The 24,317-nt window shown below is 67.2% G+C and carries 1 protein-coding gene (cut by a window edge); it reads right to left on the bottom strand.

The annotated features are described in order from the left end of the window. Positions 1-24,317, bottom strand: the 5' portion of a protein-coding gene (locus ACFWAY_RS28360; protein ID WP_378512951.1) for a non-ribosomal peptide synthase/polyketide synthase. It extends 9,421 nt beyond the left edge of the window; 24,317 of the gene's 33,738 nt are visible here — the first part of the coding sequence; it begins with the start codon at positions 24,315-24,317; its stop codon lies beyond the left edge, outside the window.

The following is a 24,317-nucleotide window of genomic DNA, read 5'->3' as shown; positions in this document are numbered from 1 at the left end:
CGCGTCGCGACCAGCGAGTTGCCGCCGAGGTCGAAGAAGCTCATGTCCACGCTGACCCGCTCGTGACCGAGCACGTCCGCGAACACGCCCGCGACGATCTCCTCGACGGGGGTACGCGGAGCCTTGTAATGGTCCACGGCGCCACCGAACTCGGGTTCGGGGAGCGCCTTGCGATCGAGCTTGCCGTTGATGTTCAGCGGCAGCGCATCGAGGGTGATCAGCGCGGACGGCACCATGTACCCCGGCACCGACCGGCCGGCGAACGTGAGAACGTCGGCTTCGTCGACGGAGTCGCCCTGCTCCGGCACCACGTAGCCGACGAGCCGGTCCCCGGTGTGACGGTCGTGGTGGACCACGACGACGGCCTGCGCCACCGACGGGTGCGCCACGAGCGCCCGCTCGATCTCGCCGAGTTCGATCCGGAAACCGCGGACCTTGACCTGGAAGTCGCTCCGGCCGACATAGTCGAGGTTACCGTCGCGGTTCCATCGCACCAGGTCACCGGTGCGGTACATCCGGTGTCCGGCCTCGCCGAACGGGTTGGCGACGAACCGTTCCGCGGTGAGGTCGTGGCGGCCGAAGTAACCGCGCGCCAACTGCTCGCCCGCGAGATAGAGCTCACCTGTGACGCCGGCGGGAACTGGGTGCAGACGCGAATCGAGAACGTAGGTCTGCGTGTTCCATTCGGGCCTGCCGATCGGGACCGAACCGTCGCGCTCGTCGCCGCACCGGTAGTGGGTGACGCTGACGGCGGCCTCGGTGGGGCCGTACAGGTTGAAGATCTCCGCGTCGGAGACGTCGCGGAACCGGAGCATCGTGTCGGCGGGCAGTGCCTCACCGATGCAGAGCACACGTGTCAACGACACCAGCTGGGCCGGCTCCGCCACCGCGACGAACGCCGACAGCAGCGAAGGCACGAAGTGCACGGTCGAGACCTGCTGCTTCGCAACGAGTGCGGCCAGATACGACGGGTCGCGGTGGCCGTCCGGTGTGGCGACGACCAGACGTGCGCCCGCGGTCAGCGCCCACCAGAACTCCCACACCGAAAGGTCGAACGTCGCCGCCGTCTTGAGCAGCACCGAATCCTCGGCGGTGAGCGGGTATTCCGCCTGCTTCCACCGCAATTGGTTCGCGATCGCACGGTGCGCGATCGCCACACCCTTCGGGCGACCGGTCGAACCGGATGTGTAGATCACGTACGCGGCGTTCTCCGGCAGCAGCGGTGCGATCCGCTCCGAGTCGGTGAGCGGAGACGGGTCGATCCCGCCCAGATCGAGTTCGTCGAGGAGGAGGTAGTCGACGCCACCCGGCAGTCCCCCGACGACGGCGCGGGTCGCCAGGACACAGACGGGTTGCGCGCTCTCCAGCACGTACGCGGTGCGCTCGGCCGGATGGTCCGGGTCGATCGGCAGGTACGCGCCGCCGGCCGCGGCGATCGCGTACATGCCGACCAGCAGTTCCACCGAACGCGAAATCGCCAGGCCGACCACGGTTTCCGGGCCGACCCCGCGGCCGACGAGGTGCCGGGCCAACCGGTTGACCCGCGCCGAGAAATCGGCGTACGTCAGCGACTCGCCCTCGAACACGAGAGCGGTGACGTCCGGATTCTCCGCGGCGGCGGACGCGAACATGTCCGCGAGCGTCGTATCCGGCAGGGCCCGCGCGGTGTCGTTCCATCCGGACACCACGAGCGTGCGCTCGTCGCCGCCGGCGAGAGGTAGGTCGCCGACCGCGGTTCGCGGAGAATCCACCGCGGCGGCCAGGACGCGGCGGAACATGTCCGCGAAACGCTGGACGGTGGCGTCGTCGAACAGGTCGGTGGCGAACGTGAACACGCCCGACATCGGCTCACCCTCGGGGCTGTCCCCCAGGATCAGATGCAGGTCGAACTGGGCCGTCTCGCCCTCGACCTCGAGCGGGGTGACGGTGAGGTCGGGCAGTTGCAGCTCGGCCTTCGTCGTGTTCTGGAACGAGTAACCCACCTGGAAGATCGGATGGTGGGCCATCGAGCGTGCCGGGTTGAGGACCTCGACCAGGCGCTCGAACGGAACGTCGGCGTGCGAGAACGCCTCGAGGTCGGCCTCGCGGGCGCGGTCGAGGATCTCGTTGAACGTATGCTGCCCGTCGATCTGCACACGCAGTGCGAGGGTGTTGACGAACATGCCGACGACGTCGTCGAGTTCGCGTTCACCGCGGCCCGCGATCGGGGTGCCCACGGCGATGTCCTCGGTGCCGGACAGTCGGCTGAGCAGCACCGCGAAGGCGGCGTGCACGGCCATGAACACGCTGGCGTTGTGCCTGCGGGCCAGCGCAGCTAGGCCGCGGTGCACCTCGGCGTCGATCGTGAAGTCGATCCGAGACCCGCGCAGCGACTGCATGGGCGGCCGCGGCCGGTCCACCGGCAGCTCGAGGAGATCGGGCACACCGGCCAGCGTTTTCTTCCAGAAGCCCAGCTGGGTGGAGATCAGGCTGTCCGGGTCGTTCTCGCTGCCGAGGCGTTCACGCTGCCAGATCGCGTAGTCGGCATATTGCACCGGGAGCGGCGCGAAGCCGGGCTCCCGGCCGGCAGCCCGGGACGCGTACGCCACCATGACGTCACGCACGAAGGGCGCCGTGGATTCGCCGTCCGTGGACACATGGTGCACGACTAACGCAAGCACGTAGTCCTGCGGTCCGACCTCGAACAGTTGTGTCCGGATCGGCGGGACGTCGGCGGTGACGTCGAACCCGGTGGTGACCATCTCGAACAGCCGCGACCTCAGTTCGGTCTCGGTGACCGGCGCGGGCGCGACATCGATCGGCACCTGTGCAACCGGAAGGATCACCTGGTGTGGGCCTTCCGCCGAATCGGGGTAGACCGTGCGCAGCGACTCGTGCCGTTCCAGCACGTCGAACACCGCGGACTGCAGTGCGTCGACGTCCAGCGCGCCCGTCAAGCGGACCGCAAGGGGGATGTTGTACGCGGGTGAGTCCGGGTCGAACCGGTTGATGAACCACATGCGGGACTGTGCCAGCGACAGCGGGATACGCGCAGGCCGTTGGACGGCGCGCAACACGGGACTGTCGGTGTCCCGCGCGGCCAGAGCAGACGCCCGCGTGGCCAGTTCGGCCACCGACGGGGCCTCGAACAGCTCGCGTACGCCGACTCGGCCACCGACAATGTGACCGATACGTGACACCACACGGGTGGCGCTGAGCGAGTTGCCACCGAGGTCGAAGAAGCTGTCGTCCACGCTCACCTCGGTTAGCCCGAGGACATCCGTGAAGATGTCGGCGATCGACTGTTCAAGTGATGTCGATGGGGCACGGTACTCGGCTACCGACGACACGAATTCCGGCTCGGGTAGCCGAGTGCGATCAAGCTTCCCGATGGTCGTCAGAGGGATCTCGTCGAGGAAGATCACGACGGTGGGAACCATGTACGGCGGCAGGGTCTCGCCGACCACAGCCTTCAGGTCGTCTGCCTCGAGAGTGCCGCCCATGGCTGGCAGCACGTAGGACACGAGCGCGGTCTGACCGGACGGGTCCTGGCGACCCACCGTGACGGCGAACTCCACCGACGAGTGCGCGGCCAGCGCCGCATCGATTTCACCGAGTTCGACGCGGAACCCGCGGACCTTTACCTGGAAGTCGGACCGGCCGACGTACTCCACCCGATGTCCGTCGGCCCAGCGCACGACGTCGCCGGTGCGGTACATGCGCGCGCCGGGCTCGCCGAACGGGTTGGCTACGAACCGCTCCGCCGTGACCGACGGACGGTTGTGGTAGCCGCGGGTCACCGACGGACCGCAGATGTAGAGCTCTCCGGGAACTCCCTCCGGCACCGGACGCAACCGCGAATCGAGGATGAGGGATTCGACGCCACGCAGCGGCGAACCGATCGTCACCCGCTCACCCGCCACCATCGGTTCGGTGATGGTGACGATGACCGTGGTCTCGGTGGGACCGTAGGCGTTGCGCATCTCGCGGCCCGGAGCCCACCGTGCCACGAGTTCCGGTGTGCAGGTGTCGCCACCGACCACGACGGACGTGACGGAGTCGAGCCCGTCGGGGTCGACGGTCATCAGCGCGGTCGGGGTGATGACCACGTTGTTGACCCGTTCGCGGCGGATCAGGTCGGCGAGTTCGTCGCCGCCGTAGACATCCGCGGGCGAAATCACCAGAGTGGCACCCGCGCTGAACGCGGCGAGCATCTCCCCGACCGAAGTATCGAAGCTCGGCGACGCCACGTGCAGGAATCGGGACCTCGGCGACACGACGTAGTGCTCGCGCACCTCGTGGGTGAGGTTCGCCAGACCGCGGTGGGTCACGACGACGCCCTTCGGCTTACCCGTCGAACCCGAGGTGTAGATGAGGTACGCCGGATGGTCGACCGTGAGGAGACGGATGCGGTCATTGTCCTCGACCGGGCCCGCCTCCTCCAAATCGACGTCGGCGACCAGCTTTTCGTTGTCAAGCTGCAACCACGTCACGGCCTGTGGGAGGCTGTCGTGCACGCCTGACACAGTGAGGCCCAGGCCCGCACCCGAGTCCGACAACATCTCGGCCACGCGGTCGAACGGAAGCTTCGGGTCCACGGGCAGGTAGGCGCCGCCGGCCTTCGCGATCGCCCAAATTCCCCAAATGGATTCGACAGAACGCGTGATCGCGAGAGCAACATAGGTCTCCGGACCGACGCCGTGCCCAATGAGCACTCGTGCCAAGCGGTTGGACTGCTCATCGAGCTGACGGTAGGTCAGCTCACGTCCCTCGAAAGATACCGCGGTTGCATCCGGAGCGATCTCGACCCCGGAACGCAGCAGATCGGGCAGCACCTGCGGTGCCACCGAATCGAGACCTCGCACGGGCGCGATTGCCGCCTTCTCCTGCGGATCGAGGATCTCGATGTCACCGAGCACTGCCGACGGCTCGGTCGAGACCACGTCGAGGATGCGGGCGAACCTCCTCGCGAAGCCCTGGATCGTGTCCTCATCGAACAGATCTGTCGCGTAGTTGAAGGACGCGGAGATACCCGCTGCTCCCCCGTCGACGTAGCGCTCGCCGACACTGAGCTGGAGATCGAATTTCGCCACATCCAAAGGCGTTTCGAGTACCGACACCTCCAGTCCGGGGAGTTCGAGCGTGGTGCCGGTGCTGTTGTTGAACGCCAGCGCGACCTGAAACAGCGGTTGATGCGCGGTCGAGCGGGGCACCTTCAGCACCTCGACCAGGCGCTCGAAGGGGACGTCGCCGTGCGCGAATGCCTCGAGGTCCGCCTCGCGAACCTGCTCGAGCAACTCGACGAAACGGGCGTCCGGGTTCACCGTGCTCCGCAACACCAACGTGTTGACGAACATGCCGACCATGTCGTCGACTTCCCGAACGCCGCGACCGGCGATCGGGGTTCCGATGGCGAGATCGGTGTCGGAGCTGAGGCGCTCGAGCAGCACCGCGAACGCCGCGTGCACAACCATGAACATGCTCGCGTTGTTCCGGCGCGCAACAGCGGCCAGCGCTCGATGCGTCTGCGCATCGATCTCGAACGCGAATGTCGCGCCCCGCAACGACTGCACCGGCGGACGCTGATGGTCGGTGGGCAATTCGAGCAGTTCAGGGAGGTCTGCGAGTGCACTACTCCAGTAGCCGATCTGGCGCGCCGCGATCGAACCCGGTTCGGATTCGTCGCCGAGCACCTGACGCTGCCACAGTGCGAAATCCGCGTATTGCACCGAGAGCGGATTCCAACCGGGCTCTGTGCCCGCAGCGCGCGCGACATACGCTTCCATCATGTCGCGGAACAGCGGCGCCATCGATGCACCGTCAGCCGAGATGTGGTGGACGACGAGGACGAGGATGTACTCGTTCTCGCTCACCTGCAGAAGGCGGACGCGAAACGGAACGGAAATGCTGACGTCGAAACCGGCGTTTGCCAGTTCCCTGGCCTGCCTGTACAGCTCGGCTTCGTCGCCCGCAGACTCGGCGACCAACGGCGGCACCGCATCCGAGGCCGGGAGAATGACCTGATACGGCCCGTCGGGCGACTCGGGAAACACGGTGCGCAGCGACTCGTGCCGTTCCACGACATCAGCAAGAGCAGCGTGCAGAGCCTCGAGGTCCAGGTTTCCACGCAGGCGTAGCGCCATCGGCAGGTTATACGCCCCCGACCCGGTGTCGAACTGGTTGATAAACCACATCCGAGACTGTGCCAGTGACAGCGGAATCCGTTCCGGACGCGGGCCGGAGACCAGTGGAACACGGGGCCGGTCGTCGTCGACAGCCTGCTCGACCAGCGCAGCAACACCCTCGACGGTGGGGTTCTCGAACACCGAACGCACCGTGAGCTCCGTGCCGAGAGCCATGTCGAGACGTGCAACGACTCGGGTGGCACTGAGCGAGTTCCCGCCGAGATCGAAGAATGAATCGGTGGCTCCGACCCTGTCGATTCCGAGGACCTGCGCGAAGACGCCCGCCACGACCTCCTCGACCTCGGTCCGCGGTACGACGTACTCGCGATGCTCCGATTCGAAATCGGGTTCCGGCAGGCGCTTGCGGTCGACCTTGCCGTTGTTGTTGAGCGGCATCGACTCGAGCATCACGAGTGCGTCCGGAACCATGTGCGCGGGCAGCTTCTTCTCGAGCGAGGCCAAGACCTCGCGCGAGTGCAGCTCGCCCTCGGCCGGCACCGCGTACGCCACGAGGCGCTGACCCTGCGGACTCTCATGCACTACTGCCACCGTCTGGTAGACGTCGGGGTGGGCGAGCAGCGCGAACTCGATCTCACCAAGTTCGATACGCAGTCCGCGAATCTTGACCTGGAAGTCGGTACGGCCCAGGAAGTCGTAGTTCTTGTCGTTTCGACGACGCACGAGGTCGCCGGTTCGATACATGCGCGTTCCTGGAGCACCGAAAGGGTCGGCGATGAAACGGGTCGAGGTGACACCGAACATGTTGCCGTACCCGCGGCCAACCGCGATGCCACCGACGTACAGCTCACCCGTCATGCCGTCCGGCACTCGGCGCAGACGGCCGTCGAGAACATAGAGAGCAACGTTGTCCAGCACGGGTCCGATCGGCAGACGCAGCTGATCGGACACCGCGTCCGCTGGCTGGATCACGTACGACGTCACGATGTCTGACGCCTCGGTGGGCCCGTAGCTGTTGTGGCACCGTACGCCTCGGTCGAGGAACTTCTTCAGCGGCGCCGCCTTGACGGCTTCGCCACCGAGCGCAATGGTGCGAACGGAGGCGAGTTCCTCATCGTTCTCCAGCTCGGCGACGATCTCGAATGCTCCGGGCGCCATGTTGACCACAGTCAACTCGTTCTCGGCGATCTGCCGCAGAATCGACTGCGGCTCGAAGCCTTCCACCGCGAGATGGATCGCGCCTCCCGAAGACAGCGTTCCCCACACCGTCTTCTGGGTGAGGTCGAATCCCGGAGCCGACGACACCAGAACACCGTCGCCCTGCTGGAGGGAGAGCTGCCCCCGGAACCAGACCATCATGTTGCAGAAGCCGGTCATCGGTACAAGCGCGGGCTTCGGCCTGCCGGTGGACCCTGACGTGGAGATCACGTATGCCAGGCGTGCACCGGAACCCGGCTCCGCCCAACGGTTGTCGGGATCGGTGCCCTCGCGTACGGCGAGTGCCTCGGACACATCGGGATCGTCGAGAACGAGCACGTCGGCATTCACACCGTCCGCGTCGGCCCACGAGCACGTGCTGATCACCACGCGAGCGCCACAGTCCTCGATCATGGCCGCGATGCGCCCTGCCGGATACGCCGGATCGATCGGAGCATAGGCCGCTCCGGCCTTCCAGGTCGCCAGCATGCCCACGATCCACTCGATCGAACGCGGGACGACGAGGGCTACCACGTCGTCCGGACGGACTCCGCGAGCCACCAGCTCGTGCGCAACCCGGTTCGCACGCGTGTTCAACTCGCGCCGCGACAGTCGGGTCCCGTTACCTACGAGCGCGAGAGTCTCCGGGTCGAGACTCACCTGCTCGTGCCAGCACTCGATCAGATCGACAGGAAGGGCATCTACGCGTCCGTCGGACGTCGAGGTGGCCTCGGCGATCACCCCGGCGAGCATGCCTGCGAACTGATCCGCGAAACCCTCACCGGACGCACCGTCGAGCAGACCGGGCAGCAAGGTGGACAGCGCCACAGTCACCGCGGCCTCCGGACCGACACCGACACTCGCCAAGGTTCTGGCCAGCTCGCCAGACTTCTCGTGCCACTGGCGATATGTGACGTCTATTCCGTTGTGCGACAGCGCGATGCCCTCGGGGTTGATCGATGCCGCAGCGTCGAGCAGCTCCGGCAGCGGCTTCGCCGCCAATTCCTCGGCGACACTGTGCGAACCGAGCGACGCCACGGGTACTTCGGACGCGACGCGGCTGTGGAGCTCCGCATGCTCGTCGGCCGACAGGATGTCGATGTCGCCGACCACGACGGAACTGTCCGCCACGACCGCGTCGAGGATGCGCTGGAAACGATCCGCGTACGTGCCCACGGTCGCCTCATCGAAGATGTCGGTGGCATAGGTGAGGACCGCCCGCGTCGGGCCTTGGGCGTCTGCTCCCTGCTCGTCGATTGCGAGCGTCAGATCGAACTTCGCGAGGGTGGCTTCACTGTCCAGTGCCGTCACGGTCAGTCCCGGCAGCTCGAGCTGGGCGGTCTCGTTGTTCTGGAAGGTCAGCATGACCTGCACCAACGGTGCATAGGAGTTGGACCGCACCGGCGCGAGCGCTTCGACCAGTCGCTCGAAAGGCACATCCGTGTGCTCGAAGGCGCCGAGATCCGTCTCGCGCGCACTCTCCAGGACGTCGCCGAAGGTGGCCGATTGCGCGACCTTCGTACGCAGCACGAGCGTGTTGACGAACATACCGACGAGGTCGTCGAGGGCGGCATCTCCGCGACCACCCACCGGGGTGCCCACCGTGATGTCCTCGGTCCCGCTCATCCGCGAGAGGAGCACCGCGAAGGCTGCATGCACCACCATGAAGACGGTCGCGTTGTGCCGACGGGCGACCTCGGCGAGTGCGGCCTTCTGCTCGGCATCGATCTCGAACTCCACACGCGCACCCTGTGGCGACCTATGGGGGATCCGCTGACGGTCCAATGGGAGGTCGAGCAGGGCCGGGAGGTCCGCGAGGGCGTCCTTCCAGTACTCGAGCTGCTTCGACGCCGGGGACGTCGGGTCATCCTCCGAGCCGAGCACCTCACGCTGCCACAACGCAAAGTCGGCGAACTGCACCGGAAGCGGCGTCCAGCCAGGCTGCCCGCCGACAATCCGAGCACTGTAGGCGGTCAGCAGGTCCCGCGCAAGAGGCGCCATGGACCCGCCGTCCGCGGAAATGTGGTGGATCACGATGACGACAACGTGCTCGGTGCTCTCGAGCCGGTAGAGCGCGGCCCGCACCGGTACCGACTTGGTGACGTCGAAACCGGTGGTCCCGAAAGCGAGAACCTTCTCCTGCAACTCCTGCTCATCGGACACAGCAACGAGCGGAAGCCCGAGGTCGACATCACCGGCGGAGCGCACGACCTGGTAAGGCCCCTCCGGAGAATTCGGGAACTCGGTGCGAAGCGATTCGTGCCGTTCGAAGACGTCTCCGAGCGCGCAACGCAACGCCTCCACATCAAGTGCACCCGAAAGACGCAGGGCAAGAGGAATGTTGTAGGACGGTGACGCGGGATCGAAGCGGTTGGCGAACCACATCCGCTGCTGCGCGAGAGACAGCGGGATACGGTCGGGGCGCGGACGAGGAACGAGCGCGGGGCGGGTAACCGACCCGGAGCCGCGTTCCGCCACGCGCCGGGCGAGGCCTGCGACGGTCGGGGCCTCGAACAGTTCTCGCACACCGAGGTCGGTGCTCAGCGCTGCGTTGAGCCGCGACACCAAGCGCGTTCCCGCGATCGAGTTTCCACCAAGCATGAAGAAGTCGTCATCCAGACCGACATTCTGATCGGTACCAAGCACCTCGGCGAAGATCGACGCCAGGATCGTTTCGACGTGTGTAACAGGCGTCCGAAACGCGTGCGCTTGGTCGTGGAAGTTGGGCTGCGGCAGGGCTTGACGATTGATCTTGCCGGCCGGAGTCAGGGGTATTGCCTCAATTGCGACGATTGCCGTCGGCACCATGTATCCAGGAACGAATGTTCCGACGAAGTCGAGAACTGCAGTCTCGTCGAGGTCCGCCCCGGATGTGACAAGCACATAAGACACGAGCGTGGGATCACCCGTTGGGCCGGGCACCACAGACGTCGTAGCGAAGTCAATGCCTGGGTGCCTTCCGAGAACAGCATCGATCTCTCCAAGTTCGATGCGGAAGCCACGCACCTTCACTTGAAGGTCGGATCGACCAACGTAATCAAGGGTCAGATCGCCGCTCTCGCCTTGAAGCCAGCGAACGACGTCGCCAGTCCGGTACATCCGCGAACCTGGATCACCGAACGGATTCGCCACGAAGCGGTCGGCACTGAGACCCGCTCGTGCGTGATATCCACGGGCCAGCGCCGCACCGGAAACATAGAGTTCACCCGACACCCCAAGCGGTGTCGGTCGGAGACGCGCATCAAGCACAAGCGCAGCAGACCCACGGACGGGACCACCGATTGTCACCCGCTCGCCGACGGTCATCGGCCCGTTGAGGTTGGTCATGACCGTAGCTTCCGTGGGTCCGTACGCATTGAACATCTGCACGGAGGACGACCAACGATCTGCCAGCTCACGAGGGCATGCTTCGCCACCCGTCACGACTACCTCGAGCGACGGCAATCCCGTCGGATCCAGCGATGCCAGCACGGCAGGGGTCGCGAAGGCGTGGGTTACCTGCTCGGTGGAGATGAGGTGCTTCAGCTCCTCCCCACCGTAGATGTCTGCGGGCGCGATCACCATGGTCGCCCCCGCCGGGGTGGCCATCAGCAACTCCAGCACCGACGCGTCGAAGCTCGGCGACGCGAAGTGCAGAGTACGGGAGGTGGTGTCGATCCCGTACCGTTCGCGCTGTTCAGCCGCGAAGTTCGCAAGACCGCGGTGCGTAACCACGACACCCTTGGGCTGCCCGGTGGTACCGGACGTGTAGATCACGTAGGCGCTGTTGGCCGGTGTCACCGCCGTGCGACGGTCCGTTTCCGCGACGGGAGCAGTGGAGTAACGCGCGCAGGAGTGTTCGAATTCTTCGCTGTCGAGGATCAGCCAATCGACGTTCTCTGGAAGCCGTCCGACCTCGGAGCTAACCGAAAGCCCTAGCGACACACCGGAATCGGTGATCATGTGAGCGATGCGCTCGTCGGGGTAGCGCGGGTCGACCGGGACGTAGGCGCCGCCACTCTTGGCGACGGCCCAGATGCCGACGATGGACGCGATCGAGCGGGTGATCGCGAGCCCGACGAACGTCTCCGCGCCGACTCCGCGCTCGATCAGGATGCGCGCCACGCGGTTGGACCACTCGTCCAGCTCGCGATAGGTAATGCTGTCACCGCCCGCGACGATCGCGTCCCCGTCCGGATTCGCGGTGACCGCCGCCGACAGCAGTTCGACCAGCGTCGTGGGTGATACGCCCTCGATACCGCAGACCGGTGTCAATTCCACGGTCTCCCGCGGGTCGAGGATGGGAATGTCTCCAACCGCGACGTCGGTGCCGGTCGACACAGCGTCGAGGATCCGGACGAACCGGTCCACGAATCCCTGTACCGTACCTGCGTCGAAGATCTCCGTGGCGTAGCCGAAGGACCCGGTGATGCCGGTCGGAGCGCCCGCGTCGGACCACTCCTCCTGCAGGTCGACAGTGAGGTCGAACTTGCTGAATTCGACGTCGACCACGCCGGGGGTGGCTTCGAGGCCCGCGAACTCCAGTGCGGGAATTCCGTTGACCTGGTGCGTCAGGACGACCTGGAACAGCGGTGTGTGCGCCGTGGATCGGGCCGGCTTCAACGCGTCGACCAACTGCTCGAACGGAACGTCCTGGTGGCTGAACGCCTTCAGGTCTTGCTCACGGACCTGCTCGAGAAGAGTGCTGAACGACGCACCGGGCTCGACCTCCGTCCGCAGCACCAGAGTGTTGACGAACATGCCGACGAGGTTGTCGAGCGCCTCGTGGCCGCGCCCTGCGATCGCCGTGCCAATGGCGATGTCTGTCGTCGAACTCAGCCGCGCCAGCAGCACGGACAATGCCGCATGCAGCACCATGAACAGGGAGACGTTGTGCTCCCGCGCCGTCTCGCCGAGCCGGCGGTGCAGGTCGGCGTCGACAGTGAAGCCGACGGCCCCGCCGGCCATCGACCGCTGCGCGGGCCGCGGCCGGTCGGTCGGGAGCTCGAGCACGTCAGGCACACCCGCGAGGGCCGCCGACCAGAAGTCGATCTGCTGCGCCGCAAGGGACTCAGGGCCATCCTCGGGTCCGAGGAGTGCCCGCTGCCAGATCGCGTAGTCGGCGTACTGCACCGGGAGTTCGGGCCACTGCGGCTCCACGCCCTCCCGGCGCGCCGCGTAGGCCGCCATGATGTCGCGGGCGAGCGGCAGCGTCGAGGCACCGTCGGACGCGATATGGTGCATCACCATAACCAGCATGTGGTCGTCGGCGCCGATCCGGAACAGACGCGCGCGGACCGGCAGAGTGTCGGTGACGTCGAATCCCTGCGAACCGAACTCGAACAGCCGCGCCTGCAGATCCATTTCGGTGACGTCCACCGGTTCGAGATCCAGGTCGACGTCCGAAATTGGCAGGATCACCTGGTGCGCGCCGGAATCCGAGTCCGGGAACACCGTCCGCAGAACCTCGTGGCGCGCGACGACGGCCTTCAATGCCGACGCCATCGCCGCAACATCCAGCTCACCCCGGAGCCGCACGGTGAGTGGCACGTTGTAGGCCGGCGACGCCGGGTCGAACCGGTTGAGAAACCACATCCGCTGCTGCGCCAGCGACAGTGGAACTTCCTGGGGCCGGTCCTGCGCGACGAGAGCGGGGCGCGGAGTTCCGTCGCCACCCTGCTGCCCGACGAAGGCGGCCAGTTCGGCGACGGTGGGAGCCTCGAAGAGATCCCGCATGCCGACGGTCGCGCCCGTCGTGGCGGACAAGCGGGCCGCCACCCGAGTGGCGCTGAGTGAATTACCGCCGAGATCGAAGAACGACGCGTCGACGCTCACGCGATCGACACCGATCACGTCGCCGTAGATAGCGGCCACGACCTCTTCGAGAGGGGTACTCGGAGCGACGAACTCGGCGCTGTCTGCTGCGAATTCGGGTTCCGGAAGAGCCTTGCGATCGATCTTGCCGCTCGAGTTGAGCGGCATCTCGTCGACGACGACCACAGCATCCGGAACCATGTGTGCAGGCAGCACAGAGCGCAGGCGCGGGGTGATGTCGTGTCCCTCCACTGTCGCGCCAGCCACGGCGGTGACGTATCCGACGAGCCGCTGCAGACCGTCGCGTTCGTGGACGACGACTATCGATTGCTTGACCTCGTCCATCGCGGTCAGGGCCGACTCGATCTCACCGAGCTCGACCCGCAGACCGCGGATCTTGACCTGGAAGTCACTGCGCCCGAGGAAGATCAGCTCACCGTCGGCGCGCTCGCGCACAAGGTCGCCGGTCCGGTACATGCGGGAGGCGGCATCGCCGACGGGGTTGGCGACGAAACGCGCGGCGGTGGTGCCAGTCATCCCCCCGTAACCGCGGCCCACTACGACGCCGCCGATGTACAACTCGCCGGTCACGCCTGCGGGCACGGGGCGCAGCCGCTTGTCCAGCACGTAGTAGTCGGCACCGGGCAGCGGGGACCCGATGGGGATCGGGGTCTCCTCGGCGCCGGGCGCGGTCAGGTCCAGTTCGTAGGAGGCGCTCACATCCGACGCTTCCGTGGGGCCGTAGGAGTTGACGAGGCGGACACCACGACCGATCAGCTTCACGTACGCGGCCGGCCGGATCTGCTCCCCACCGAGAACGACGCAGTCCAGCGATGCCAAGAGGTCGTCGACGTCGAGTTCGGCCAGCAGTTCGAAGGCGCTGGGCGCCATGTTGACGACGCGGACGTCCCCCATGGCGAGGTGACGGAGGATGTCCGCCGGATCGAATCCCTCGGCTGCGAGATGGATCACACCGCCGGAGATCAGCGGAACCCACACGTTCTTCTGGGTGAGGTCGAACAGCGGCGAGCTCGCGACGAGGACACCCGTGCCGTCGCCGATGCGAATTTCGTCGCGGTACCACCGGTAAGTGTTCATCACACCAGCCATCGGCACCATTGTCGGCTTCGGCCGTCCCGTCGAACCCGACGTCGAGATGACGTAAGCGAGACGGGCTCCCGCCTCGTCGTCCGTCCACGGGTCGAACGCGAGGTCGCTCGCGTCGTACTCGGCCAGCGCCGCGACTGTCTCAGGAGCGTCGAGGACGACGGCGTTATCAAGAACGATGTCGCCCAACGGATTCCGATGAAGTTCGCGCCACGACGCAGTGGTGATCGCCGTTCGCGCGCCACTGGTCTCCACCAGACCGGCGATACGCTCGAGAGGCCACGCCTGGTCGAGTGGCGAGTACGCGGCACCGACCTTCCATGCGGCGAGCATCCCGACGACCCAGTCGAGCGAACGCGGGACGATCAACGCGACGACGTCGTCGACACCGACACCCCGATTCGCGAGTTCGCGGGCAACCTGGTTGGCGCGGCCGTTCAGCTCGGCGCGCGTCGTCGTGACTCTCGCCCCGACCACCACGACGGCGTCGGGGTCGCGCTGCACGTGCTCGTTCCATGCAGCGAGTGGGGACTCCGGCCGGGCCGCGGCCGTATCGGCGGGGCCCGCCTGTTCCGAGACGATCGGTGCGGCCGTGTACTTGTCGAGGTCGATGTCTCCGACGAGCGCGTGCGCATCGGCGATCACCGTGTCCAGGATGGCGCTGAATCCATCGGTCCCGTCCTCGGTCGGCGGGGCCATCATGATCGTGGGTACCAAGCCTGACAGAACCACCGAAACGATCGCGTCCGGACTCATGCCTCGCTCGGCGAGCGGACCGGACATCATTCGTAGTCTGTCGTCGAACTCACGATACGTCACCTGCATGCCGTCATGTGCGACCGCGACGGCGTCGGGAGCGACCTCGACCGCAGCAGCCAGAAGCTGCGGGAGCTCGCGAACGGTCATCGTGCGGGCGGGCCTAACAGGGCTCAACTTTGCTCTTTCACGTTCGGTGAGAATATCGATGTCACCCACGGCGACATCGGGGTCGGTGACGACGGCTCGGAGAATGCGGTCGAAACGCTCCGCGATCCGCTCCACGCTCGCCCGTTCGAACAGGTCGGTGGCGTACGTGAACCGGCCGGTGAGTCCCACGGGCTTACCGGTGTCGTCGACTCGCTCGGTCAGGGTGAGCGTGAGGTCATACTTCGCGCCCTCGCCCAAGTCCTCGAGCACTCGCACCGACAGGCCGGGCAGCTCGAGAGCACCGATACGGTTGTTCTGGAACGACAGCATCACCTGGAAGAGCGGCGAGTACGCGGTCGAACGCCGGACACGGAGAGTCTCCACCAGGCTTTCGAACGGCACGTCGGAGTTTTCGAAGACGTTCAGGTCGTGCTCTCGTACCCGCGTGAGCAAATCTCCGAACCCGTCGCCCGCGTGCACCTCGGTACGCAGGACGAGCGTGTTGACGAACATTCCCACCAGGTCGTCGAGAGACTGGTCCCGGCGCGCCGCACTGGGGGTGCCGATAGCGATGTCGTCGGTGCCGCTGAGCCGCGAGAGCAGCGTCGCGAGAGCGGTGTGCGCGACCATGAACAGCGACGCGCCTCGCGCCTTCGCGAGTCGCTCGAGCCCGTCGTAGACCTGTGACTCGATTCCGAAGTCGATGAAGTCTCCCCGCATCGACTGCCGGTGGGGCCGCGGGCGATCGGTCGGGAGTTCGAGCAGCTCCGGAGCGCCCGACAGCGTCTCCGACCAGTACGCGATCTGCTTCGCCGCGAGCGAATGGGTATCGGCGGGGTCGCCGAGGACTTTGCGCTGCCACAGTGCGAAATCTGGGTACTGCACCGGCAGCGGCTGCCACAGCGGAGCGACGCCGGCGGTACGTGCACTGTAGGCGACCATGACGTCCCGAGCGAGCGGCGACATCGACGCACCGTCGGCGCAGATGTGGTGCACGACGAGGACGAGCAGGAACTCGCTCTCGCTCGTGGCGAACAGACGGATACGCAGCGGGGGCGCGACCGTGACGTCGAATCCGTCGGTGGCGAATTCGGTGAGGGCCGTGTGAAGTTCGGCCTCGGTCACCGGGACGGGCGTCAAGTCGAGCGGAACCTGCTCGATGTCGACGACCTGCTGGTAAGGGCCGTCGTCGGAGTCGGGGAATGCTGTCCGTAGGGACTCGTGCCGTGCGAGCACATCCGACACGGCCGACGACATCGCGTCGATGTCGAGCGAACCGGACATCCGCACGGCGAGCGGGATGTTGTACGCCGAGGACGCCGTGTCGAACCGGTTCATCAGCCACATGCTCTGCTGAGCCATCGACAGCGGAACGCGCTGGGGACGCGGTCCCGCGACAAGTGCTGGGCGGTCGGAGCCGGTGCCTGCCTGCTCGGCCACCTTGACGGCGAGCCGTTCCACGGTCGGCGCCTCGAACAACTCGCGCACACCCAGGCGGGTGCCCGCGGCGGCGTTGAGCCGGGCGACAGCCTTGGTGGCCACGAGCGAGTTCCCGCCGAGGTCGAAGAAGGACTCGACGACACTGATCTTCGCGAGCCCGAGCACGTCGGCGAGGACATCGGCGACCAGTTCCTCGGTGGGCGTACGTGGTTCGACCATCTCCCCCTGCAGGGAGTCGAAGTCGGGCTCGGGCAGAGCCCGCCGATCGAGTTTGCCTACGGTGGTGAGCGGGATCTCGTCGAGAACGATGACCGCGCTCGGCACCATGTGCGCCGGCAGCGTATGGCCGACGAAATGCATCACCTCGGTGGCGTCCACCGAGGCGCCTGCGGTGGGCAGCACGTACGACACGAGAGCGGTCGAACCCGACGGCATCGCCGTGCCGAGTGTGGCCGCGAACTCGACGTCCGGGTGCTTGACCAATGCCGCGTCGATCTCGCCGAGTTCGATCCGGAAGCCACGGACCTTCACCTGGAAGTCGCTGCGGCCCACGTACTCCACGCCGTAGCCGGCGCGATGCCCGCGATCGACGACGAACCGGACGATGTCGCCCGTGCGGTACATCCGGCTTCCGTTGTCGCCGAACGGGTTCGCGACGAACCGTTCTGCGGTGAGGCCCAAGCGGTCGTGGTAGCCGCGCGCGAGACCGGGGCCTGCGATGTACAATTCCCCCGCCACGCCGACGGGTACCGGGCGCAGCAGTTCGTCGAGAACGTAGACGGTGACACCGCAGACGGGACCGCCGATCTCGATCCGGCTTCCGGACACCAGCAAGCCGCTGATGTTGCTCATGACGGTGGCCTCGGTGGGTCCGTAGCCGTTGTACATCCGGCGACCCGGCGCCCAGCGTTCCACCAGTTCCGGCGGGCACGCCTCGCCGCCGACCACGACGACCTCGAGCCGGTCGAGTCCGGCCGGCTCCACCGACGCGAGCGCCGCCGGCGTGACGAAGGCGTGGGTGACATTGTTGTCCGCGAGGAAGTTTCGGAGTTCCTCACCGCCGTACAGGTCTGCGGGGGCAACGACCATCGTCGCGCCGCAGCCGAAGGCGAGCAGCAATTCGAGGACGGACGCGTCGAAGCTCGGGGACGCGAAGTGCAGGGTTCGCGCCGACGGGCTCACCCCGTAGTGGGTGCGTTGCTCGGCGGAGAAGTTGGCCAGACCGGTGTGAGTGACGACGACACCCTTGGGCAGACCGGTGGTACCGGATGTGTAGATCATGTACGCGGGGTGGTCGAGCTGCACCGGCGCGGTCCGCTCGGAATCCGTGACCGGCTCCGCCGACTTCGGGGCGCACAGCGCGTCGCATTCGGAGGAGTCGAGGGCGAGCCATTCGACGTCCGAGGGAAGGGTGTCCTGCTGAGCGATCACGGTCAGGCCGAGGATCGCGCCGGAGTCGGCGACCATGTGTGCGATGCGCTCGGACGGGTAGCGGGGGTCGACGGGCACGAAGGTGCCGCCGGCCTTGGCCACTGCCCATGTTCCGATCACCGAGTGCAGCGAGCGTGTCATCCCGAGCGCTACAGACGTTTCCGGTCCCACACCGCGATCGACGAGAACCCGGGCGAGTCGGCTCGAGCGCGCGTCGAGTTCCGCGTAGGTGAGCGATTCGCCGTCCGCGACGAGAGCGGTGCGCTCGCCGTTCTCGGCCGCGGTCGCGGCGAGGATCTCCGGCAGCGACAGCGGTGTGGCGGCGTCGGTGCCGTGCGCCGCCAGCAGGGAGGCACGCTCATCAGGGGCGAGGATGTCGATGTCCGCGACAAGTGTGTCGACGTCGCCGGACAGCGCACCGAGCACGCGGACGACCCGCTCCATGATCTCCTCGACCTCGGCGGCCTCGAAGATCTCGGGAAGGAACTTGGCCGTCAGGTGCAGCCGCGGGTCGGTCATCGCGACGATCGCCAGTGGGTAGTGCGTGGCGTCGTTGGACGTCACGTCGAGAACGCGGAGACCCTCGATGTCGCTGCTCTTGGTGAGCGCCTCACGGTCGAGCGGGTAGGACTCGTAGACCATCAGGGTGTCGAACAGCGCGCCGAGGCCGAGTCCCTGCTGGATGTCGGTGAGCCCGACGTGATGGTGATCGAGCAACTCGGTCTGCTCGTGCTGAATGCGGTCGAGGAGGGTGCGGACGGCGTCCCCAGCCCGCACGCGGACCCGCACGGGCAGGGTGTTGATGAAGAGCCCGAGCATGGACTCGATGCCGGGCACCTGCGGCGGACGTCCCGAGACGGTGGTGCCGAACACCACGTCGTCCCGTCCGGTCAGCCTGCCCAGCACGATTCCCCACGCGGCCTGGACGAGGGTGTTCATGGTGACGCCGAGTTCGCGCGAGCGCGCGGTCATGTCGGCGAGCAGGTCGTCCGGCAGGTCGATCACGAGCTCACCGGGGGTGAGCGTCGGGGCGGTCTCCGCGTGCGCGGGCGCGAGGAGCGTGGGCTCCTCGATGCCGCCCAGGGCCTTCGTCCACGCGGCCACGGGCACCTGCGGGTCCTGCGCGGACAGCCACTCGAGGTAGCTGCGGTACGGACGCGGCTGCGGCAGTGCCAGCGCGTCGCCGTTCACGGCGTACAGGGTCAGCAGATCCTGGATGAGGATCGGCAGCGACCAGCCGTCGAGGAGGATGTGGTGGTTGGTGACGGCGAACCGGTAGCGGTCCTCGCCCGTCTCGACCAGCAGGAATCGTACCAGAGGCGGTGCGGTCATGTCGAACCGGTGCGTCCGGTTCGCGAGCATCAGCGCATCGAGTTCCGCCTCGCGGTCGGCGTCGGACGCGGCCGAGAGGTCGACGTGTGTCCACGGCACGTCCACCCGGTCGACGATCACCTGCATGCCGGTGCCGTCGTCGCCCGCGACGAACGCGGTGCGCAGGTTGGGGTGCCTCGCGACGAGCGACTCCGCGGCACGGCGGAGACGGTCGGTGTCGACGGATCCGCCCAGGTCCATGACGAGCTGGGTGGTGTACACGTCGGTGGCGGTACCGGCCAGCGACGCGTGGAACAGCAGGCCCACCTGCAGCGGGGCCAGCGACCAGACGTCGGCGAGCGCGGGGTAGTCGCTCTCGAGAGTGTCGATCCGGCTCTGACTCAGGGAAACGAGGTCGAGGTCCGACGGCGTCCGGCCACCGGCTCCGGGCCGCTTCGTGTAGTCGACGAGCCCTTCGAGCGCGCGCGTCCACAGGCCGGTGAGCTCGCCCACCTCGGAGTCGGTGAGAACACCCTGGGGGAAGTCGACCGTGGCCGAAAGCCGCTGTTCGCCTTCGACATCCACGATCATCGCGTTGATGTCGAGGGCGAAGTGCACCGGCATCTCGCTGTTGCGGGTACCGGTCAGCTCCATCGTGTCGGTGTCGGGCACCCAGCCCGCCGCCCGGAACGCGTCGGGGATCTCGCCCACCGACACGCGACCGAGGTAGTTGAAACTGATCTGAGGGCCCGGCAACCCCGCGAGAACCGCGCGGGTCTCGGCGTTGAGGAATCGCAGCATTCCGTAGCCGATGCCGTGCTCGGGCACCCGGGCGAGTTGTTCCTTCACCGACTTGACGGCCTGACCAGCGGCCGCACCGCCGGCGAGCGCGTCGCGCACGTCGACTCCGGGCGCCGACAACCGGACCGGGAACATGCTGGTGAACCAGCCGACCGTGCGGGAGAGGTCGGCGCCGGGCAACACCGTCTCCTCGCGGCCGTGACCTTCGAGGTGCACGAGGGTCGAGGTTTCGGTGACGCCGCGTTCCGCGCGCCAGGCCGCCACGGCCAGGGCGAGGGCGGTGAGGAGACCGTCGTTGACACCGCCGTGGAAGGCGCGGGGCACGTCGGTCAGCAGACCGTCGGTGACGTCGGCCGGGACCTCCAGGCGGACGCGGCCGGTGGTCGAGACCGTGTCGCGGCCGTCGAGGGCCCGCGAACCGATCAGCGGATCTGCACCGTCGAGGGTGGTGCGCCAGTAGTCGAGTTCGGCCACGCGGCGAGCGCTCCGGGCGTTGTCGGCGAGGCCGTGCGCCCAGCGGCGGACCGAGGTGCCGACCGCCGGAAGCAGAGGGTCGGCCCCGGCGGCGATCTGCGCCCACGCGGATGCGAAGTCGGGCACCAGCACTCGCCAGGACACCCCGTCCACGGCGAGGTGGTGGATCACGACGAGCAGTCGTCCCGACTGCGGGGCGCTCTCGCACTCCCCGCCGTCGCTGTCTTCGCCGTCCCGCGGTGCGAGATCCCCGGAGTCCTCTGCGGGCGCGAACCAGACGAAACGCACCACGCTGCCGGTCGTCGGGTCCAACGTGTCCACCGTGCGCTCGAGGGCGTGCGCGGCGAGCGCCTCGAACGAGTCGGTGCCGGGCCCCTCGCTGAACTCGACGCGATCGACGAGCCGGTCGACGTCGACGGAGCCGATCGGCGCGACCTCCAGCGACCATCCGGCCGGAGAGTCGGTGCGGCGCAACGACGAACGCAGAGCGTCGTGGCGGTCGACGACGGCCGCCAGCGTGCGCACCAGGCGGTCGCGCTCCACCTTCGGCGGCAGGGCCAGGAGAATGGACTGGGAGAAGCGATGGAAGTCGCCGCCCAGCTCCGCCATCCAGTGCACGACCGGTGTCAGCGGCATCGTGCCGATACCGGCGCCCGGCAGTTCCTCGAGGACGTGCACCGTGGCCGATTCGGATGCCGACTTCGCGACCTCGGCGAGCGAGGCCACGGTCTTGCGCTCGAAGACGTCGCGGGCCGTGAACAGGACACCGGCTTCCTTCGCGCGGGACACCAGCTGGATCGAGACGATGCTGTCGCCACCGAGCGCGAAGAACGAGTCGCCGACACTGACCCGAGGCAGACCCAGAACCTCGGCGAACAGTCCTGCGATCGACTCCTCCATGGTGCTGCGAGGGGCCACGTACTCACTGGACTCCGCCGCGAATCTGGGTTCGGGCAGAGCACTCCGGTCGAGTTTGCCGCTCGCGCCGACCGGCATCTCGGCGATCACTACGACGGCGTCGGGAACCATGTACGAGGGCACCGCGCGGCCGACGTGGACCGTCAGATCCTCGACGTCCAGCGCCGAATCGGGTTCGGGGACGACGTAGCCGACGAGCCGCTGCCCCAGGGAACTGTCGTGCACGACCGCAACCGACTGCGCCACATGGGGATACGAGGACATCGCGGCCTCGATCTCGCCCAGTTCGATCCGCAGGCCGCGCACCTTCACCTGGAAGTCGGTGCGACCGAGGTACTCGATGCTGCCGTCGACGCGCCACTTGACGAGGTCGCCGGTGCGGTACAGACGGGTTCCCGCGGCGCCGAAAGGATTGGCCACGAAGCGTTCTGCCGTGAGCTCCGGCCTGCCCTCGTAGCCGCGTGCGACCTGGGCGCCGGCGAGGTAGAGCTCGCCCGCGGATCCGATGGGAGCGGGCCGGAGGTGGCCGTCGAGCACGTACGCCTCGGTATTCCACACCGGGGTGCCGATGGGGATCGTGTGGAGGGTTTCCCGATCCACTTCGCCTGCGGTGGCGTGCACGGTGAACTCGGTGGGGCCGTACAGGTTGTGCAACCCGGCGTCGGACTTCGCGCGGAACGCTGCGGCGACGGCAGGCGGAAATGCCTCTCCCGCAACGAGAACGACGCGCAGGCTGACGAGTTGTTCGCGGTCCGACTCGGCGACGAACACCGACAGCATCGACGGGACGAACGACGTCGCCGTGACCTTCTCGCGCGCGATAACGTCGGCGAGGTAGGCGGGATCGCGATGACCCTCGGGCGCGGCGATCACCAGGCGCGACCCGGAGGCGAGTGCGGCGAACAGTTCCCACACCGACACGTCGAACGTCGTCGGGGTCTTCTGCAGCACGACATCGTCCGCATCGAGCCCGTAGCCCGACGCGATCCACGCGACCTGGTTCAGGACCGAAGCGTGGCTCACCGCCACACCCTTCGGACGTCCGGTGGACCCGGACGTGTAGATGACGTAGGCCGGGTTGGCCGGCCGCAGATCGGCGGCCCGTTCGTCGTCCCGGATCGGGCCTGCCGGGACGCCGCTCAGATCCAGGGTGTCGATCTCCACGACGTCCTGACCGGCGGGGAGGACGAGGCCGTCCCGCGCGACCGTGAGGATGCACAGCGGGCGGGCACTCTCGAGCACGTACGCCGTGCGCTCGGCGGGGTGGTCGGGGTCGAGGGGCACGTACGCGCCGCCCGCCTTGACGACGGCGTACATCGCGACCATGGAATCGAGCGAGCGGCGGATCGCGAGGGCGACCCTCGTCTCCGGACCCACTCCCCTGCCGATCAGCGTCCGGGCGAGACGGTTCACCCGCGCATCGAACTCGGCGTACGTGAGCTCCTCGCCGTCGAAGACGAGTGCCGTCGCGTCGGGTGTGCGCGCGACCTGGGCGTCGAACAGGTCGACGACGGTCCCCGTCGGCGGGGACACGACATCGCCGTTCCACCCGGTCACGACCTGTCCGCGTTCCTCCTCGCTCATCGCGGCCAGGTCCGACACCGAAGCGTCGTCGCCGGCGCCGAGGAAGCGCTCGAAGAAGTCGAAGAAGCGGCTGTGGTGACGGTCCAGCTCGTCCGCGGAGTACAGGTTGGGGTTGGCCTCGAAGTCGATGTGGATCTTGCTGCCTGCCACACCCTGGTAGATGTTCAGCGAGAGATCTTCGACCGGTCCGGTGGTGAGGACGTTCTGGTGTCCGGTGACCGTCCCCAGCTTGATCTCGCTGTGGAACATCATGATGTTGATCGAGGGACCGAAGAAGCCACGCTGACCCTGGGACGCTCCGGCGTCCCGGCGGATGTCTTCGTGCCGGTACCGCTGGCGGCGCAGGGCGCCGGTCAGCTCGATCTGGACGCTCTTGACCAGCTCGGGGACGGTCATTTCCGGGGTGATCTGCAGTCGGAGCGGAACGATGTTCGACACCATCCCGCCGGAGCGGCGCAACGTGGCGGTGGTGCGCGCCGAGACCGGGAGACTGAGGACGACGTCCGTCCGGTCGGTCATGTGGGCCAGGTACGCGGCGAATGCGGCCACCACGATGGGCGCGGAGCTGGCGTTGCTGCCGCCGAGAGCCTCGTCGAGAAGGGTGGCGGTGGACTCGGGCAGGGCCTCGGAGGAGAGCCGCGCGAACTTGCCCACCATCGCCGCGCGACCGACGAGGCTCGGGGCCTCGGGCAGGTGCGCGGTTCGTTCGGCCCAGTATTCGCGATCCTTCGCGAACCGCTCGGAGTTGCGGTACCGCTGCTCGTCCTCGACGATCCGGACCAGGTCCTCGGCGCGGCAGGCCGGCGGCTCGGTGCCCTCGACCAGCGCGGTGTAGATCTCGGCGATGCGTGCGATCAGCGCCATCGCGCCGAATCCGTCGAGCGCGATGTGATGGATCCGGCAGAACCAGAAGTAGTGATTCTCCCCGACATGGAGCAGGTAGACCACGACGAGGCGGTCCTCGAGGAGGTCGACGGGAGCGCTGTAGTTGGCCCGCATCCACTTCTCGGCGGCGTCGACGGAATCGTCCTCGCCCCGAAAATCCACGTAGGTGATGGCGTCGTCGAGCGCCTTGTCGACGTACTGGTACGGAACGCCGTCGATCTCGACGAGGCGGAGGAAGCCTGATCCGAACTCTCGGCCGGTGCGCTTGCTGGCCTCGGTCAACAGATCGAGGTCGATGTCACCGCGAAGCTCGATGTACTGGGCGATGGTGAGAGGAACGTCGCCCAT

The sequence above is a fragment of the Rhodococcus sp. NPDC059968 genome (genome assembly GCF_042738615.1).
Taxonomy (GTDB): domain Bacteria; phylum Actinomycetota; class Actinomycetes; order Mycobacteriales; family Mycobacteriaceae; genus Rhodococcus_F.
The sequence above is the reverse complement of the archived record's forward strand: the minus strand, read 5'-3'. Positions and strand labels throughout refer to the sequence as shown.